The 16804-nt window shown below is 66.7% G+C and carries 19 protein-coding genes; 1 reads left to right on the top strand and 18 read right to left on the bottom strand.

The window, feature by feature from the left end:
* Positions 1-15 precede the first annotated feature (15 nt).
* From ATO9_RS12580 to ATO9_RS12545, 8 genes are all read right to left on the bottom strand, one after another.
* Complete coding sequence (locus tag ATO9_RS12580) at positions 16-1269, bottom strand: peptidoglycan DD-metalloendopeptidase family protein (RefSeq protein WP_081979555.1); 1254 nt, start codon at positions 1267-1269, stop codon at positions 16-18.
* A 62-nt stretch (positions 1270-1331) separates the two neighbouring features.
* On the bottom strand, positions 1332-1985 hold the full coding sequence (locus ATO9_RS12575; protein ID WP_043749361.1) for a protein-L-isoaspartate(D-aspartate) O-methyltransferase: 654 nt from the start codon (positions 1983-1985) through the stop codon (positions 1332-1334).
* Between the two features lie 13 nt (positions 1986-1998).
* Positions 1999-2781, bottom strand: a complete 783-nt coding sequence (surE, locus tag ATO9_RS12570; protein ID WP_043749358.1) for a 5'/3'-nucleotidase SurE — start codon at positions 2779-2781, stop codon at positions 1999-2001.
* A gap of 90 nt (positions 2782-2871) precedes the next feature.
* Positions 2872-3246, bottom strand: coding sequence for a DUF1801 domain-containing protein (locus ATO9_RS12565; protein WP_043749356.1), 375 nt, complete (start codon positions 3244-3246; stop codon positions 2872-2874).
* A 3-nt stretch (positions 3247-3249) separates the two neighbouring features.
* Positions 3250-3891, bottom strand: coding sequence for an SDR family NAD(P)-dependent oxidoreductase (locus tag ATO9_RS12560; protein ID WP_043749815.1), 642 nt, complete (start codon positions 3889-3891; stop codon positions 3250-3252).
* 113 nt (positions 3892-4004) lie between these two features.
* On the bottom strand, positions 4005-4253 hold the full coding sequence (locus tag ATO9_RS12555; RefSeq protein WP_081979554.1) for a hypothetical protein: 249 nt from the start codon (positions 4251-4253) through the stop codon (positions 4005-4007).
* Positions 4254-4498: 245 nt separating this feature from the next.
* Entirely contained in the window at positions 4499-6025 is a 1527-nt protein-coding gene (gene purF, locus ATO9_RS12550) for an amidophosphoribosyltransferase (protein WP_238318743.1), read from the bottom strand.
* Between the two features lie 138 nt (positions 6026-6163).
* A complete protein-coding gene (locus ATO9_RS12545; protein WP_043749354.1) occupies positions 6164-6355 on the bottom strand; it encodes a hypothetical protein in 192 nt (63 codons plus the stop codon).
* 142 nt (positions 6356-6497) lie between these two features.
* Between ATO9_RS12545 and ATO9_RS12540 the strand changes: the two genes are divergently transcribed.
* Positions 6498-7688 carry an alpha/beta hydrolase gene (locus ATO9_RS12540; protein ID WP_043749351.1) on the top strand — a complete coding sequence of 397 codons (1191 nt, stop codon included), beginning with the start codon at positions 6498-6500 and terminating at the stop codon, positions 7686-7688.
* A 22-nt stretch (positions 7689-7710) separates the two neighbouring features.
* On the opposite strand, the gene ATO9_RS12535 is transcribed toward ATO9_RS12540, so the two are convergent.
* The 10 genes from ATO9_RS12535 to ATO9_RS12490 form a co-directional block, all read right to left on the bottom strand.
* The gene (locus ATO9_RS12535; protein WP_043749348.1) at positions 7711-8265 is read right to left on the bottom strand and encodes a CvpA family protein; all 555 of its coding nucleotides are present in this window, start codon (positions 8263-8265) and stop codon (positions 7711-7713) included.
* 24 nt (positions 8266-8289) lie between these two features.
* The gene (radA, locus tag ATO9_RS12530; protein ID WP_043749346.1) at positions 8290-9654 is read right to left on the bottom strand and encodes a DNA repair protein RadA; all 1365 of its coding nucleotides are present in this window, start codon (positions 9652-9654) and stop codon (positions 8290-8292) included.
* Between the two features lie 93 nt (positions 9655-9747).
* Positions 9748-10536, bottom strand: a complete 789-nt coding sequence (locus tag ATO9_RS12525) for a hypothetical protein (protein ID WP_043749345.1) — start codon at positions 10534-10536, stop codon at positions 9748-9750.
* A 93-nt stretch (positions 10537-10629) separates the two neighbouring features.
* Positions 10630-11067 (bottom strand): paraquat-inducible protein A, encoded by a 438-nt coding sequence (locus ATO9_RS12520; protein ID WP_043749341.1) that lies wholly within the window; start codon positions 11065-11067, stop codon positions 10630-10632.
* 42 nt (positions 11068-11109) lie between these two features.
* Entirely contained in the window at positions 11110-11856 is a 747-nt protein-coding gene (locus ATO9_RS12515) for an ABC transporter ATP-binding protein (RefSeq protein ID WP_043749338.1), read from the bottom strand.
* Positions 11853-12587 (bottom strand): MlaE family ABC transporter permease, encoded by a 735-nt coding sequence (locus tag ATO9_RS12510; protein WP_052418314.1) that lies wholly within the window; start codon positions 12585-12587, stop codon positions 11853-11855. Before ATO9_RS12510 ends, ATO9_RS12515 begins: the two co-directional genes overlap by 4 nt.
* A gap of 46 nt (positions 12588-12633) precedes the next feature.
* Positions 12634-13677 (bottom strand): alanine racemase, encoded by a 1044-nt coding sequence (gene alr, locus ATO9_RS12505; RefSeq protein WP_043749333.1) that lies wholly within the window; start codon positions 13675-13677, stop codon positions 12634-12636.
* Between the two features lie 172 nt (positions 13678-13849).
* Positions 13850-14689, bottom strand: coding sequence for a DUF1194 domain-containing protein (locus ATO9_RS12500; RefSeq protein WP_043749331.1), 840 nt, complete (start codon positions 14687-14689; stop codon positions 13850-13852).
* A 76-nt stretch (positions 14690-14765) separates the two neighbouring features.
* A complete protein-coding gene (locus ATO9_RS12495) occupies positions 14766-15185 on the bottom strand; it encodes a GNAT family N-acetyltransferase (RefSeq protein WP_052418286.1) in 420 nt (139 codons plus the stop codon).
* Positions 15185-16681, bottom strand: a complete 1497-nt coding sequence (locus tag ATO9_RS12490; protein WP_043749329.1) for a replicative DNA helicase — start codon at positions 16679-16681, stop codon at positions 15185-15187. Before ATO9_RS12490 ends, ATO9_RS12495 begins: the two co-directional genes overlap by 1 nt.
* Between the last annotated feature and the right edge of the window lie 123 nt (positions 16682-16804).

The raw sequence follows: 16804 nt of genomic DNA, 5'->3' as shown, positions 1-16804 counted from the left end.
GGCCCGTTCCGTCGATTATTGCAGGAAATCCATTGGATCGACCGCTTCGAGCCCCTTGCGGACCTCGAAATGCAGGTAGGGCGAGGCCCCGGCGCGGATCTCGGCCAGTTTCTGGCCGCGCGCGACGGTGGTGCCTTCCTTGACGACGATGTTGTCGACATTGGAATAGATCGTCAGCAGCTTGCCCTGGTGGCGCACAACGATGACCTTCTTGTTGTCCGCATCCGAGGTGATCGCGGCCACGGTTCCGCCATCGGCGGCGCGGATCGCGGTACCCGGATCGGCGGCGATGTTGATGCCGTCGCTGCTGCCCCGCTGGTATTCGCGGATGATGCGGCCATTGACCGGATAGGCCATCGCGGCCGAAGAGCTTGCCGTCTGCTGTTGGCCCAGGTTCGGCGCCGCACTGGGCTGCGGCTTGGGCGTGGGTTGCGGCGTGGCGGCGGCGGCCGTCGTGCTGGCCGCAGGGGCTGCGGCGGCGACGGGTTCCGTGCGTTCCTCGGGCAGGGGGGCCGCGGCGCTTGGCGGCACCGGCGTCGGCGACCCCTGGCCGGGTTCGGTCGTTTCCGCGACCTCGCGCACGGGCGGTTCCTCCTCGGCGACGGGGATCAGCAGGAACTGGCCTTCGCGGATGGTGAAGTTCTGGTCCAGCCCGTTCCAATCCGCCAGCGAGCGGACAGAGACGTTGTAGAGCCGCGAGATCGTGTAGGCCGTCTCGCCGCGCTGCACCTTGTGGCGCACCGGTTCTTCGCCCGTCTGCGGGCGCTGTGCGGGCGGCAATTCGGTGACCTCCACGCGCTGATCGCCGGCCCGGTCGATGGCGGCCCCCGCGATGGAGGAGATATCGACCTGATCCGCCGGCACGATCGGCCCGGTGCCGATGGCGCCGGTGGCGGGCGAGGGTTCGGCGACACGGCCCGGCAGGGCCAGCACTTCGCCGCCGCGCAGCGGATCGGTGACCTTCAGGCCGTTATAGGCGGCCAGATCGGCGGCACCCACACCGATGCGGTTGGCGACGTCCTGCACCGTGTCGTTGCGGCGTGCCACGACGACCTGGTAGCTGGGATAGGAGATGATGCCGCGATCATCGGGGCGGGGCCGGTTGGCGGTGGCGGTCCGTGCTGCCTCCGTGGTCGAAAATCCGCCGAGATTGCCGCGCATGTCCAGGTCGAGCCCGTTTTCACAAGCTGCCAGCGCCAGAATGGCGGTTCCAGTCATCAGTCCGCGCAGAAGGATACCGCCGCGGCCAAGGCTCTTCATGTCCTGCATCTGTTCGATCCCTCATCGTCCCCCGATGTCCGGAGGCCCGTCTCTTGCGCGGATTTTTCCGCCTAATCTTCTTTCCCCAGACCTTCGACCAGGGGCACGAACCGCACCGACCGAAGCTCTTCGTAGTCGAAACCTGTTTCCAGCCGCGTCACCCGGATCAAGCTTTGCACGTTGTCCGACTGCCCGACTGGCAGCACCATGATACCGTTAATCTTTAACTGAGCCAAGAGCGGCCCCGGGGCGTCCTCTGCGGCGGCGGTCACAATGATACGATCAAAGGGCGCCTGATCGGCCAGGCCGTGGCTGCCATCGGCCGCAAAGGTCGTGATATTGCCCAGGCCCAAGTGGTCGAACAGGGCCTGCGCGTCGCGCACCAGCCGCTGATGCCGGTCGATGGTGTAGACCCGCCGTGCCATCTGGCTGAGGATCGCCGCCTGGTAGCCCGACCCGGTGCCGATCTCCAGCACGCGGTGGCGCGGTTCGACCTTCAGCGCCTGGGTCATCAGCCCGACGACCGAGGGCTGCGAGATCGTCTGCCCGCAGGCAATCGGCAGCGGCATGTCCTCGTAGGCGCGGGCGGCAAAGATGCCGCGCACGAAATTGCCCCGGTCGACCTTCTCCATGGCCTCCAGCGTCGCCTTGTCCGTCACCCCGCGCGAGCGCAGGGCGAACAGGAACTGCATCTTGCGTTCGGCGATGGTGGCGTCGTCGGTCATGGGTTGATCGGTCTTACTCAATCACCTTGAACGGTTCCAGCATTTCATGTGCCGTCAGGTCGGCCCGCATCGGCGTGACCGAGATGTAATCGTCCAGGTTCACCGCCGCATCGGTATCGGGCGCGGCCGCAACCCGCTGGTTCGTGCCCTTGATCCACAGGAAGGTCTTCCCCGAAGGAGAGCTGTGCGGTTCCGTCGTGAACTTGGTGCCCGGGCGCATCCCCTGCGGCACGACGCGCACGCCCTTGACCCGGTCGGCGGGGCAGGGCGGGAAATTGACGTTGTAGAACAGCCGGTAATCCTTCTGCTCCTCGGGTTCGGCGGCAATCACCTTGCGGATCAAGTCGGCGCCATACGCGCCTGCGGCCTCGTAGGGATCGTCGGCGTTGAAATTGTTCGGCCCCAGGTATTGCGACAGGGCGAAGGCACGGTAGCCCTGCAACGCGCCCTCCATCGCCCCGCCCAGCGTGCCGGAATAGAGCGCGTTCTCGGCCGAGTTGTTGCCGCGGTTCACCCCCGACAGGATCAGGTCCACCGGCTTGTCCTGCAACACGTCGTGCAGGCCCGCCATGACGCAATCCGCCGGAGCACCCTCGGCGGCATAGCGGCGCTCGCCCATCTTCGAGATCAGCATCGGATGGGTGTAGGAGATCTTGTGCGCCACGCCCGATTGTTCGAAGGCGGGCGCCACGGTCCAGACCTCGCCCTCCGGCCCCGCCAGTTCTTCCGCGATCCGCTCCAGGACCTTCAGCCCCGGCGCGTTGATCCCGTCGTCATTGGTGATGAGTATGCGCATGTCCTGCCCCTGCCGTGATATTTCGCTCTGCATACCGATGGGGGGCGCGACGGGCAAGCAGACAAAGGCCGAACGGGCCTTCGGCGTGGCTCAGGACAGTTCTTCCAGGCGCAGCGTGATCATCCGGTCGACGATCTGCTCCGAGGGCAGGGTGCCGATGGGCAGGTGCAGCGCGCCGCGGGTCTGGCTCATCCCGTGGGTCAGGTCGGTCATCTGCGACAGGATCGTGCCGGAATGCGGATAGAGCGCCAGATGCGCCTGCCATCCCGCATAACCCAGCAGGACCGATCCGCGGCCGGGCTCTGACAGGATGCGAAAGCCGGGCATGTTGTAGGACATGACATCCTCGGCCGCGACGCCGGCATGGGTGATCCGGTCGGCCAGGAAATGGTGCAGGGCGGTCAGGGCCTGCGCGCGCGCCTCGGGCTGCGCGGCGATATAGGCTGATATCTCCGCGCTGGTCATGGCTCAGACGATGCCGGCCAGCAGCCGCTTGGCCTCCTGATCCGGGTGGATCAGGTTGGTCCGGTCCTCACCGGGATGGAACCGGGCGCGGGTGGCCGTGGGCATCGGCGAGGGCGTCAGCACCTGCACATTGGGGCCCGAAGCCGCGCTTTCCGCCGCCCAGGACCGCACCAGCGCGATCTGCGCCGCCTTGGTCGCGCCGTAGGCGCCGTGGAACTTGGTGCCGACCGCCGCGTCGTCGAAGAAAAGCGCCGTGCCCTCGCTGCCCAGCAGGGCGGCGATATAGGGGACCAGGTGGCCCATGGCGGTCACGTTGATCTCGACCGACTTGGCCCAATCCTTGGCGTCGATATGCGCGGCCGGCGACAGCGGTGCGGCATGGATCGCCGTATGCGCCCAGAGCGCCGCACCGCCCCAGCGGTCATGGATCGACCGGCACAGCTGCGCCATCGCGTCGGGCTTGGTGATATCCATGGGCGCCAGCGTGACGGCCCCGCCGGCGGTGCGGATCGTGTCGTCCAGTTCCTCCAGCGCGCCGACCGTGCGGGCGACGGCAACGATGTGATGCGTCGGCGCCAGCGCCTTGGCCAGCGACGCGCCAAGCCCGCGGGAGGCACCGGTAATCAGGGCGATCTTGTCTGTCATGGCGCGGGTTTGGCCGCTTTGCCCGACAGCGTCAAGAGCCGCCGTGTCGCGCCCCGTGCTGCCCGCGCGTTCGGGCGGCAGGGGCGTGCGACGGGGCAGGGCCGCCATCAGCCCTACGGCATGGTCAGCGTATCGGTGCCGCCCAGCCCGGTGACCTGGACCATCCCGGCGCCAATGGCGCGGATCTGGGCGAGCCCGACCCGGTCACCCGGAGCCACCTTGCGCACCTGGCCGGTCGACAGGCGCAACAGGGCCTTCGGGCCACTGGCCTCGACCATGGTGCCCAGCAGGGACATCCCGGACATGTCGATCGCGTCGGTCTTGGTGGCGATCTTCGCCACGTTCTGCGGTGTGCTTGCCATCTGTGCCTCTTTCCTCTGCGCAGCGTGCGGAGCGGGCCAATGCCCGATCCCCGCGCCGAGGGAAAGGGGCCTGATAACCCTTGCGCGCAAGGGCGCCGGTCCCGATGCCCTGATCGGCGCCCCGCCGCCGATCAGGGCGATGGACGCTACGGCACGAGGCCGGTTCAAGGGGGGGCGCCAAAACGAAAAAGGGCCCCGCGGGGTCACACCCACGGGGCCCTGCCGAGGTCAGCCGGCCTGTCGCGTTATTCCGCGGCTTTCAGCTCGAATCCCTTTTCGATCATGTCCGACGGTTCCACCGGGTATTCACCCGAGAAACACGCATCGCAGAATTGCGGGCAGTCGTCCTTGCGGCCCTCGGCCTCGCCCACGGCGCGGTACAGCCCGTCGAGAGAGATGAATTTCAGCGAATCCACCGCGAGGTGCTCGCGCATTTCTTCCTCGGACATGGTCGCGGCGAGCAGTTTCTCGCGCTGTGGTGTGTCCACGCCGTAGAAACACGGCCAGGCCGTCGGCGGAGAGGCGATGCGGAAATGCACCTCGGCTGCGCCGGCATCCAGGATCATCTCCTTGATCTTGCGGGACGTGGTGCCGCGCACGACCGAGTCGTCGACCAGGATCACCCGCTTGCCCTTGATCAGCGCGCGGTTGACGTTCAGCTTCAGCCGCACGCCCATGTTCCGGATCTGCTCGGTCGGTTCGATGAAGGTCCGGCCCATATACTGGTTGCGGATGATCCCCATGGCGTAGGGGATGCCGCTTTCCTGGGAAAACCCGATCGCCGCCGGGGTGCCGCTGTCAGGCACCGGGCAGACCAGGTCGGCCTCGACGGGGGCCTCGCGGGCCAGTTCCACGCCGATCTGGCGGCGGGTTTCATAGACGGACCGGCCGCCGATGATCGAATCGGGGCGGCTGAAATAGACATGTTCGAAGATGCAGAACCGGGAATTCCGGCGACGGAAGGGGAAGCGGCTATCGACGCCCTGATCGGTGATCACGACCATCTCGCCCGGTTCGACCTCGCGCACGAACTCCGCACCGATGATGTCCAGCGCACAGGTTTCCGAGGACAGGCACCAGCCATCCGCGACCTTGCCCAGAACCAGCGGGCGCACGCCCAGCGGGTCACGCACGCCGATCAGCTTGGTCCGGGTCATGGCGACGACCGAAAAGGCGCCTTCGACCCGGCGCAGCGCATCTTCCATCCGATCGGGGATGTCCTTTTGCAGCGACCGCGCCATCAGGTGGATGATGCATTCGCTGTCCGACGAGCTCTGGAAAATCGAGCCGCGCTCGATCAGTTCCCGGCGCAGGGCGTCGGCATTGGTGATGTTGCCGTTATGGGCCAGCGCCGCGCCGCCCATGGAGAACTCACCGAAGAAGGGCTGCACGTCGCGGATCGCGGTGGACCCTTTCGACCCGGTGGTGGAATAGCGCACATGCCCGATGGCCAGCGGCCCGGGCAGGGTTTCCATCACGTCCTGAGAGGTGAAGTTGTCGCGGACATAGCCGAACCGGCGGGCCGAGTTGAAACCGTGATCGGGACGATGGCAGACGATGCCGCCGGCCTCCTGTCCACGGTGCTGCAACGCGTGCAGGCCAAGCGCGACGAAGTTCGAGGCATCGGTGACGCCGATCACGCCGAAGACGCCGCACTCTTCATGCAGCTTGTCATCGTCCCACGGGTGGCGGGGCAAATCCTTCGTGTCGTCCGGCAGTTGGGCGGGGGCGAGAGTGTCGTGGGACAAGGCGAGCTCCGAATCCTGTCGCATCCTTGCCCCCCTCTTATGACCTCAGCGCCGCGGTGTCACGAAAGGATCACAAATCAATGCCCGGGGACGAGCAATCGTGATCGTCCTGCCGCGGCCCTGCCGGTGTGATGCCCATCAATCGCCCGAAAGCCCATATTTTCAGGCCCGGGCGATGCGGGTCAGCGTCAGAACCCGGCCCAGAAGGCGGGTCAACCGGCCCGGTGTGCGCCCGGCCTCTGCCGCCATGTCCAGCGCCTGGCGGCTGCGCAGTTCGCGGCTGCGGGCGATGTAGTAGGCGGTGTCGATGCTGCCGTCGGGGCGCAGGCGGATGGGGGTGTCGAATTCGTCCATGATGATCTCCCTGATCTGATGGCTCCATCCTGGACCCGGGCCCGCATCCCCGCTTGGCGGTGATCTTGAGAAAGCCTTGGGAAACCCTCCAGATCGCGCGGTTTTCCTTGAGATCGCGGGCGGGCAGGGCAACACTCGCCCCATGATCTACCGTTTCGCCGATTGCGTCCTCGACACCGACCGCCACGCGCTGACCCGCGCGGGCGAGCCCGTGAAGGTCGAACCGCAGGTCTTTCACCTTCTGCGCCTGCTGGTGGAAAGCGACGGTGCGCTGGTGACCAAGGACGCGCTGATCGACGCGGTCTGGCAGGGTCGTATCGTGTCCGAGGCGGCGATTTCCAGCCGCATCAACGCCGCGCGTCAGGCCGTGGGCGACGATGGCAGCCGCCAGGCGGTGATCCGCACGATCACAAGGCGCGGGCTGCAACTGGCCGTGCCGGTCAAGATCAACGGCACGGAACGCCCCGATCCCACGCGCCCCGATCCGCCATTGCGCCAGCGCATCCGCATGGCCCGCACCGCCGACGGCGCCGGCCTCGCCTGGGCCGAGATCGGGGAAGGGCCGCCGCTGCTGCGCGCCGGTCACTGGCTTTCGCACCTGGAACGCGACATCGAGAGCCCGATCTGGCGCCCGCTTCTGGAACGTCTTTCGGCCGGTCGGCGGCTTGTCCGCTATGATCCGCGCGGCACCGGCCTGTCGGAACGCTGCGACCCGGCCCCGGACCTCGACACGATGGTGGCGGACATGGAGATCGTCGCGGACGCCGCGGGCCTCGACCGGTTCGCGATCTACGCGGTGTCGCAAAGCGTGCCCGCCGCCATCGCCTTTGCCGTGCGCCATCCCGAGCGGGTCAGCGCCCTGATCCTGCATGCGGGGTTCCTGCGCGGCGCCGCCCTGCGCGACCGCGAGAGCGGCGACACCATGGCTGAAACCTTCCTGCAACTGATCCGGCAGGGCTGGGGCCAGCCCGACAGCGCCTTCATGTCGGCCTTCACGACGCTGATGCTGCCCAATGGACGCCCCGAACACCTGCGCAACCTGATCGAGCTTCAGCTCGCCTCGGCCTCACCCGACAATGCCGCGGCCCTGCGCCGCGCGATCAATCACCTCGATGTGCGGGAGCGTGTCGCGCAGGTCAGCGTGCCCACCCTCGTCGCCCATGGCCGGGGCGACGCGGTACAGCCGTTTTCCGAAGGGCAGGAGATCGCGGCGATGATTCCGGGCGCGGAATTCCTGCCGCTGGACACCAATTCCCACGTCATCCTGGACCACGAACCGGCCTGGGAGCGGCTGTTCGAGGGGGTGGAGGAGTTCCTGGCCCGCCAGGGCTAGGCCAGGGAGGTCAAAGGCGCGATCAGCTCTCGCAGGTGCCGATCAGCTGTTCGTACTGGCGGGTCACCCAGCCGAGCGCTTCCTGCGGGTTTTCCTGCTCGATCCGGCCGGTCAGCTGGCCGAAGACCAGGGCAGAGCGGCTTTCGTCGACCACGGCAGTGTGCTGGGTGGCAAAGATCGTCTCGTAGACGAAGAAGGCGATCGCCACCAGCAGCAGCCCTCGCGCCACGCCGAAGAGAAAGCCAAGCGCCTGGTCCAGCCCACCCAGGGCTGACCGCTGGATGACCGAGGAAAACAAGGGCGTGAAGAGCGACGCGATCAGCAGCACCACGGCAAAGACCGCGGCAAAGCCGGTGATCATCGACAATTCGCAATTGTCCGAGATGAAGGGGCCGATGAAAGGGACTTCCTTGACCAGCGGCTGCACCTGCGGGGCAAAGATGAAGGCCAGGATGCCGGCCGCGATCCATCCGCCGATGGCCAGCGCCTCGCGGACAAGGCCGCGCGAATAGGCCAGCAGCGCCGACAGGATGATGACCGCCGCCACGATCGCATCGACTACAGTGAAACCTTCCATCCGCCCGTCCTTCTGCCTGTGCGCTCAACCGGCGCCAAAAATCTCGCCCACCACGGCCGTCAGATCCGGCATCTCCATCAGGCGCATTCCGTCCCGGCTGCTGGACTTGCCGCCCGCCGGGACGATGGCTGAGGAGAAACCAAGTTTTTCCGCTTCTTTCAACCTGTTTTCGGTCTGACCCACCGGTCTCAGCGCACCCGAGAGGGAAATCTCGCCAAAGACCACGCTTTCGGCAGGCAATGCCGTGTCTTCGCGCGCCGAAAGAAGCGCTGCGGCCACGGCCATGTCGGCGGCCGGTTCGCTGACCTTCAGCCCGCCCGCGACGTTGAGGTAGACGTCGAGCCCGGCAAAGGGGATGCCGCAGCGCGCCTCCAGTACGGCCAGGATCATCGCCAGCCGTCCGCCATCCCAGCCCACCACCGTGCGGCGCGGCTGGGAATGCGGGGTGGGCGCGACAAGGGCCTGGAATTCCACCAAGACAGGGCGCGTCCCCTCGATCCCGGCAAAGACGACCGATCCGGGCGCGGGCGTGCCGCGCTCGCTCAGGAAAAGGGCAGAGGGATTGGTGACCTCCGACAGGCCGGTGCCGGTCATCTCGAACACGCCGATCTCATCCGCGGGGCCGAAGCGGTTCTTGACGCTGCGCAGGATCCGGAACTGGTGGCCGCGCTCGCCCTCGAAATACAGCACCGTGTCGACCATGTGCTCGACCACGCGGGGGCCGGCGATCTGGCCTTCCTTGGTGACGTGACCCACCAGGATCACCGCCGATCCGCGCCGCTTGGCAAAGGTCGTCAGCTCCTGCGCGGTGGACCGCACCTGGCTGACCGATCCCGGCGCGCTGTCGACGGTGTCGGACCACATGGTCTGTACCGAATCGATGATGACCAGGTCGGGGCGCTCCTCGTCCAGCGTCGTCATGATGTCGCGCAGGGAGGTTTCGGTCGCCAGCTTGACCGGCGCCTCCTGCAGCCCCAGCCGCGCCGCGCGCAGCCGCACCTGGGCCGAGGCCTCTTCGCCCGAAATGTAGAATGTCTTCAATCCGTTGGAGGCAAAGCGCGCCGCGGCCTGCAACAACAGCGTCGATTTCCCGATGCCCGGATCGCCCCCCACCAGGATGGCCGAGGCCGGGACCAGCCCGCCGCCCAGCACCCGGTCCAGTTCGGCCAGGCCCGACGCGGTGCGCGGCGGCGGCGCTTCCTTCGCCGAGAGGTCGGTCAACGCCAGGGCGCGGCCACGCTTGCCGGTCAGCGCCTTTCCGGGGCCGGAGGCCAGCGGCTTTTCCTCCACGATGGTGTTCCACTCGCCGCAATTGTCGCAGCGCCCGGACCATTTCGTGAAATGTTCGCCACAGGATTGGCAGGTATAGGAGACGACAGCTTTGGCCATGCCAAGTCTTGTGCCCGAGGGGGCAGATCAGGTCAATTGCCAGCCCGCGCCCAAGCGGCGCATCGGGGCCAATTCAACCCGCTGGGGGAAGCGTCATTCGCCGGGAATGCGATTGGCGACGGCGCGGGTCGACAGGTCGATGATGCGGTCCTGCGCGGGATTTGTGCGCGCGGCGGCGGGCAGCAGTTCCGGCATGACGTCGCGCAACTCGTCCTGCAGGCGGTCCAGCTGGCTGCGCGCGACCGATTCCTCCATCTCGACCTGGCGGGCCCAATGGCTGATCTCAAGCACTGCGGCCCGTGCCTGTTCCAGCCGCTGTTCGAAGCGGGCGACCTCTTCCTGGCGCTGGCGCAGGAAGCCGCGGGCGCGCTCCATCTTCTCGTCGGAATAGGTGTCGGCCAGATCCTGGCTCACCTGGCTCATCTGCGCGGCGATCTCGAGGATCTGCGGCTCCAGCCCTTCAAGGTCCGGGTGGTCGCGCAGATAGGCGATGCGTTCGCGCACCGCGTCGAATTCATGCCGGGTCTGGAACTTGCCCGCGCTGTCGGCGGCATGGGCGGCATGGTAGGCGCGGGTCACGTCCTCCATGTTCATGTGGAACCGGCGATGCGTCGTTTCCAGTCGCTGCACGCGCATCGTGCCGGGCAGGTAGGTGCACAGCACGACCATCAGGCCGGTCAGCGCGATCTGGGCGATCATGCCCGCCTGGTATTCGGCCCCGGCATAGGTGACCGAGAATTCCGGCCAGGGCACCACGCCGCCAAAGGCAAGGCCCGTCAGCGTGATAAGCCCCAAGGTCGTCAGAAGGATCGCGGCAACGCCGATCGGCTGCAGGACGGCTTGGGCAGTGGCGGTTGCGGTCTTCAAGGCTTGGATCGTCATGGCGCGGCACTCCCTGGCTACAGACCCGCGTGATCGGCGGTTCTTCGCTTATCTACGCGCAAATCGTCAAAGAGTTCCCTAACGCGTCCCGCTTTACGCCATCGCCCGCTTGGTCCGGGCCGAAACGAAGAGCGATGCCAGGATGCATCCGGTGAAGAGATAGAGCCCCCAGGCGGTTTCGATCCGGCCCATGCCGATGCCCTTGGCCAGGGTGATATAGAGCGCGATCAGGAACACATCGGCCATCGCCAGCCGCCCCAGCCAGCCAAGCGCCGGCAACCAGGTGGCAGGGGCGCGGCCCGCATGGATCAACGCCAGCGCCAGCGTCTTGGCCATCGGAGCGACCAGCGCGAACAGCGCCACCAGCAGGGCCAGCGCGATATCGGTCTGCCAGAGCGACGCGATGCCCGACAGGACCGAGATCTCGGACAATCCGAACAAGGGCAGCAATCCCGCCCGCACCAGCGGCGCAGCCCAGGACAGCGGGAAAAGCACCAGGAGGGCGAGGTTCAGGATCACGGTCACGCGCATCCCTAGCAGATGGGGCGGCGCAGGCGCGGATACCAGAGGCGTCTAGCGCACGGCGGCGATCGGCCCCTCGGCCCGACCATGAATGAACTGGTCGAGATAGGGATCGCCTGAATTGTCCATCTGCGCCACCGGCCCGGTCCAGCGGATCTTCCCGCCATGCAGCATCGCCACCCGGTCCGCGATGGCCCGGACCGAGGTCATGTCATGGGTGATCGTCATTGCCGTCGCGCCCATCTCGACCACGATCTCGCGGATCAGGTCGTTGATGACGCCGGCCATGATCGGGTCCAGCCCCGTGGTCGGTTCGTCGAAAAAGATGATCTCGGGGTCCGCGGCAATCGCCCGCGCCAGGCCCACGCGTTTCTGCATCCCGCCCGACAATTCCGCCGGGAACCGGTCGGCGACATCGGGGCTCAGCCCGACGCGGCGCAATTTCTCGACCGCGATCTCGCGGGCCTCGGCCTTGGGGCGTTTCAGCTCTCCGCGCAGCAGGCGGAAGGCGACGTTCTGCCAGACCGGCAGGCTGTCGAACAGCGCGCCGCCCTGGAACAGCATCCCGAACCGCGCAAGGAACGCATCGCGGTCACCTTCGGTCGCGTCACGGCCATCGACCTCGATCAGCCCGCGATCGGGCTGCACCAGCCCCAGCACGCATTTCAGCGCCACCGACTTGCCCGTGCCAGAGCCGCCGATGATGACCATGCTCTCGCCCTTCGGCACCTCGAGCGTCAGCCCCCGCAGGACCTGGTTGGCGCCGAACGCCTTGTGGACATCGTCGAAGCGGATCATATCGAGAAGAAGACCCCCGTCAGCAGGAAGTTCGCGGCCAGGATCAGCACGGACGCCGCCTCGACCGAGGACTTGGTCGCCCGGCCCACGCCCTGCGCGCCACGGCCCGAATTCATCCCCGAATAGCAGCCCATCAGTGCCGCGATCACGCCGAAGGCGGCGCCCTTGACCAGCGACGAGATCAGGTCGAGCGGTTCCAGGAAATCCACCGTGTTCTGCAGGTAGGTCGAGGCGTTGAAGCCCAGCGACCGCACCGCCACCGTGTAGCCGCCGAAGATGCCGATGATGTCTCCGATCCCCACCAGCAGCGGGACGGTGACAAAGGCGGCAAGAACGCGGGGCACGGTCAGATATTTCATCGGATGGGTGGACAGCGTGACCAGCGCGTCGATCTGTTCGGTGACCTTCATCGTCGCGATCTCTGCGGCGATGGACGAAGTCACCCGCGCCGCGATCATCAGCCCGACCAGCACCGGCCCCAGTTCGCGGACCATGCCGATGGCGACGATCTGCGGCACCACGGCCTCCGCGTCGAAGCGCGACCCGCCGGCATAGATCTGCAAGGCAAGTGCGCCGCCGGTGAAAAAGGCGGTCAGCCCGACGACGGGCAGCGACAGCCAACCGATCTGCAGCAGTGCCGATCCGAATTCACGGGCATAGAAGGGCGGGGTGACAAGGTGGCGAAGCGTCAACAGGGCATAGAGCGTGACCCGTCCGATCACCGCCAGCATCGCCAGAACCTGCGCGCCAATGCCTCCCAGCAACCGGATCACGGCGTCAGCCCCCCTTGTAGCGCCGCGTCATCCGACCACCGAGCGAGGTCAGAACCTCGTAGCCGATCGTGCCGCCATTATCGGCGATCATGTCGACGCTTTGCTGCGGACCCAGCAGGGTCAGGCCGCCGGGTTCCTCGGTCAGGTGGGTGACCTCGACCCCGATCAGGTCCATCGAGATGCGGCCGCGGATCGGGCAGGGGACGTCACCGGCAAAAAGATGCGTGTTCGGGCCGATGATCCGGTGGATGCCATCGGCATAGCCCGCCGCGACGGTGGCGATCACCGTAGGGCCCGGCGCGGTCCAGGTGTTGCCATAGCCCACGGTTTCCCCGGCTTCCAGCTCGCGTAGCTGGATCACCGGCAGATCCAGGCGAACGACGGTCAGCGCCTCTTCGTAGGGCAGCCCGCCATACAGGCCGATGCCCGGGCGGGTCACGTCGAAATGAAACTCCGGCCCCATCAGGATACCGCCTGTCGCCGACAGGGACCGCGGCACGGCCAGCCCGTCAGTCATCTCGCGGAAGGCCTGAAGCTGCATCAGGTTCATGTCGTGATCGGGTTCGTCCGCGCAGGCCAGGTGCGACATGATCAGCGTGGGGTTCTGTTCCAGCGCGATCTCGCGCAGGGCGGCCCATTCGGCGGGCTCCATCCCCAGGCGGTTCATGCCGGTGTCCAGCTGGATGCCGAAAGGATGGCCGGGCAGGGCCTCAACGTGGCGCAGCATCTGGTCGATCGAATTGATCATCGGCACCAGGTTCAGATCGCGGATCATGTCCGTATCGCCGCGCATGTGCCCCGAGAAGACGTTGATCTCGACGCCGGGGCCAAGTGCCTCGCGGATGGCGGCGCCTTCCTCTGCCACGGCGACAAAGAAGCGCCGGGCGCCGGCCTTGGCCAGGGCGCGGGCGACCGGCTGCGCGCCCAGCCCATAGCCGTTGGCCTTCACGACGGCGGCGGTTTCGGTCGTGTCGGCAGACACGGCATCCAGCGCGCGCCAGTTGGCGGCAAGCGCGTCGAGGTCGATGGTCAGGCGGGCAGTGCTCATGGGGTGCTTTGTGGCCGGGGCAGAGGTAAGGCGCAAGAGGTAAGATCGCCGCCCCTCCCGGTCCGCCGGGCGTGTGTCGCGGCCTGTGATCGCAGGCGGTCATGCAATGGGCAGATGCCGCCCGTGGGGTGGCCTGAACTGTCTGGCGAACGGTCCGGCGACAGGCCGCCGATCAGGGCTCCCAACCGCGCATGTAATTGTCCCAGATCTTCTCGCCGATCAGGCAATCATAGCCGCCGGATTGCGCCTTGATGATCCGCGCCTCGGCCCGTTTCGGCGGAACCGGGGCGGCAGCGATTTCCAGCACCAGCTTCTTGCGCACGGCGGCGGCAAATTCCGACCAGTCGGTGACGGGGATCACGAAACTGCCCGGCCCCCCGATCACGCAATCGGCATAATAGAGGTCCAGGTCATCCAACTGCCATTGCGATCCGGTGCCCTCCTGCGTCATCAGCGGCAGGCCGTTGATGATGATGCCCTGTTCCAGCACCCGGTTCCGCGCGATCAGCACCGGACGCCCGGCATTGTTGGGCCCGTCGCCCGAGATGTCGATGACCCGGCGCAACCCGGTATAGCCGTTGTCGCGGAAATGCTCGGCCCCCATCATCAGCGCGGAAGAAATCGAGGTCCGCCGCATCCCCGGCGCGATATGGTTGGTCAGCGCCTCGGCAAAAATCGTGGCATCCTCACGGCTGCGGATGATCGTCCAGTCCATGACCACCCGCTGCGAATAGGCGCCCGCCCATTCCACGTAGGACACGGCGATATGGCCCAGCATCCCGTCGGCGATGACGCCCAGCACCTCGTCCGACAGCAAGGCCTCGGCATAGCCACGGCGCTGGATGTCCAGCTCGTTCAGGGACATGGACCGCGACACGTCCACCAGCAGCAGCAATTCGACATCGACCTCGATGGAATTGGGATCGTAGGGTTCCATCTGGGCGGCGGCAGGCCCTGCGCCCTGCAGATATGCGGGGGCGAGGGCGACGATCAGGGCAAGGATACGAAGCATGATCCAGTGTCCCGCCCGGGACCCCGCGCTGTCCAGACAAACCGGCATCCGCACGAAAAGGTGAAGCGGGGATGCCTCAGCTCAGGGCGAAATCGGCAAACTCGACGGTCTCGAAATTCAGGCCCAGCGAGGCATAGAAGGGCCGCGCGGCTTCGCTATCCGGCTCCACGCCCAGCCAGCCGCGGTCGCAGCCAGCCTGCTTGCCGATGCCAAAGGCGCGCATCATCAATTCGCGCGCGATGCCCTGGCGGCGGAACTCGGGCGTGACGCCCAGGTTTTCCACGTACAGGGCAGGGGGGCGGTCCGGGCCCAGCAGGATCATCGCCTGGCACTGGCCCACGACCAGGTCACCCTCGACCGCGACCAGCAGCAGGTGCATCTCGGACGCGATCACCGCGCTTAGTCGCTCGGCCTGGATCGGCCCGTCGAACACATCCCCGGCGATATTGGCCAGCAGGCCGGCATTGTCCCCGGTAATGCGCTCGATCCGGATCATCAGTAGTCGGAATCGGCGCTGTTCTGCCAGGGTTTGACCAGGTTGCCGAAGCGGGTGAACTCGCTCTCGAAGCTCAGCTCGACCGACCCGATGGGGCCGTGACGCTGCTTGCCGATGATCACCTCGGCCTTGCCGTGCAGGTTGGCCATGCGGTCCTGCCAGGCGGCCATTTCGTCCAGCCGGTCATCCGAGGGCTTTTCCCGCTCCACGTAATATTCCTCGCGGAACACGAACATGACGCAGTCCGCATCCTGTTCGATCGAGCCCGATTCCCGCAGGTCCGACAGCTGCGGCCGCTTGTCGTCGCGGCTTTCCACCTGGCGCGACAGCTGCGACAGCGCGATGACGGGTATGTTCAGCTCCTTCGCGATGGCCTTCAGGCCCATGGAGATCTCGGCGATCTCGTTGACCCGGTTCTCCGCCGTGCCGCGCACCAGCTGAAGGTAGTCGACGATCAGCAGGTCCAGCCCGTGGATCCGCTTCAGGCGCCGCGCCCGGGCAGCCAGCTGCGCGATCGGGATCGACGGGGTATCGTCGATGAAGAGCGGGCAGGCTTCCAGCGTCTTGGCCGCCTCGACGAAGCGGCGGAACTCGGTCTCGGACATGTCGCCCTGGCGGATCTTGTGGGACGAGATTTCCGAGGCTTCCGCCAGGACCCGCGCGGCCAGCTGTTCCGCGCTCATCTCGAGCGAGAAGAACCCGACCACGCCGCCCTCGACCGCGCCTTCGCTGCCATCGGGCAGGCGACCGCGACGATAGGCCTTGGCGACGTTGAAGGCGATGTTGGTGGCCAGCGAGGTCTTGCCCATCGACGGACGCCCCGCGAGGATCAGAAGGTCCGACTTGTGCAGGCCGCCCAGCTTCTTGTCCATGTCCAGCAGCCCGGTCGATACACCGGCCAGCCCGCCTTCGCGCTGGTAGGCGGCGTTGGCGACGTTCACGGCCTCGGTCACTGCGGAGAGGAAGGACTGGAACCCGCGCTCGGCCGAGCCCTGTTCCGAAAGCTTGTACAGCTTCTGTTCGGCGGCGACGATCTGTTCCTTGGGCTCGTTCTTGACGTCGACACGCTTGGCCTCGGCCATGATGTCCTGGCCCAGGCCGATCAGCTCGCGCCGGATCGCCAGGTCATAGATGATCTGCGCGTAATCCCGGACCGCGTAGGCGGCGATGGCGGCACCGGCGAGGCGCGCCAGGTAGGCCGGCCCGCCCAGTTCCTTCAGCCCTTCGTCGTCTTCGAGGAAAGCCTTCAGCGTGACCGGGGTCGCCAGCGCGTTCTTGGCGATCCGTGCGGCGGCGACTTCGAAGATACGGCCGTGTACGGGTTCGTAGAAATGGTCGGCGTTGATGACCTGCGCGATGCGGTCATAGGTGTCGTTGTTGGTCAGCAGCGCGCCCAGCAGCTGCTGTTCCGCCTCGATCGAATGCGGCATCGTGTCGGCCTGCGACACGTCCGGTGCCTGCACGCCGGTGGCGTTGAAAGTCGTGATCTCGTTCATCTGCCTGGCCCCGTCCCGTCGAATAGGGAACCCGGGAGTGCGGCGCGTCTCGGCGCACCGTCACCCCAGCCCCTTGCCTGTCCTTCGTCTTCCCCAGCACGTCGGTTCGACCTTTGGTCTTGT

The organism is Pseudooceanicola atlanticus, assembly GCF_000768315.1.
Lineage (GTDB): Bacteria > Pseudomonadota > Alphaproteobacteria > Rhodobacterales > Rhodobacteraceae > Pseudooceanicola > Pseudooceanicola atlanticus.
This window is presented reverse-complemented; position numbering and strand designations above follow the sequence as displayed.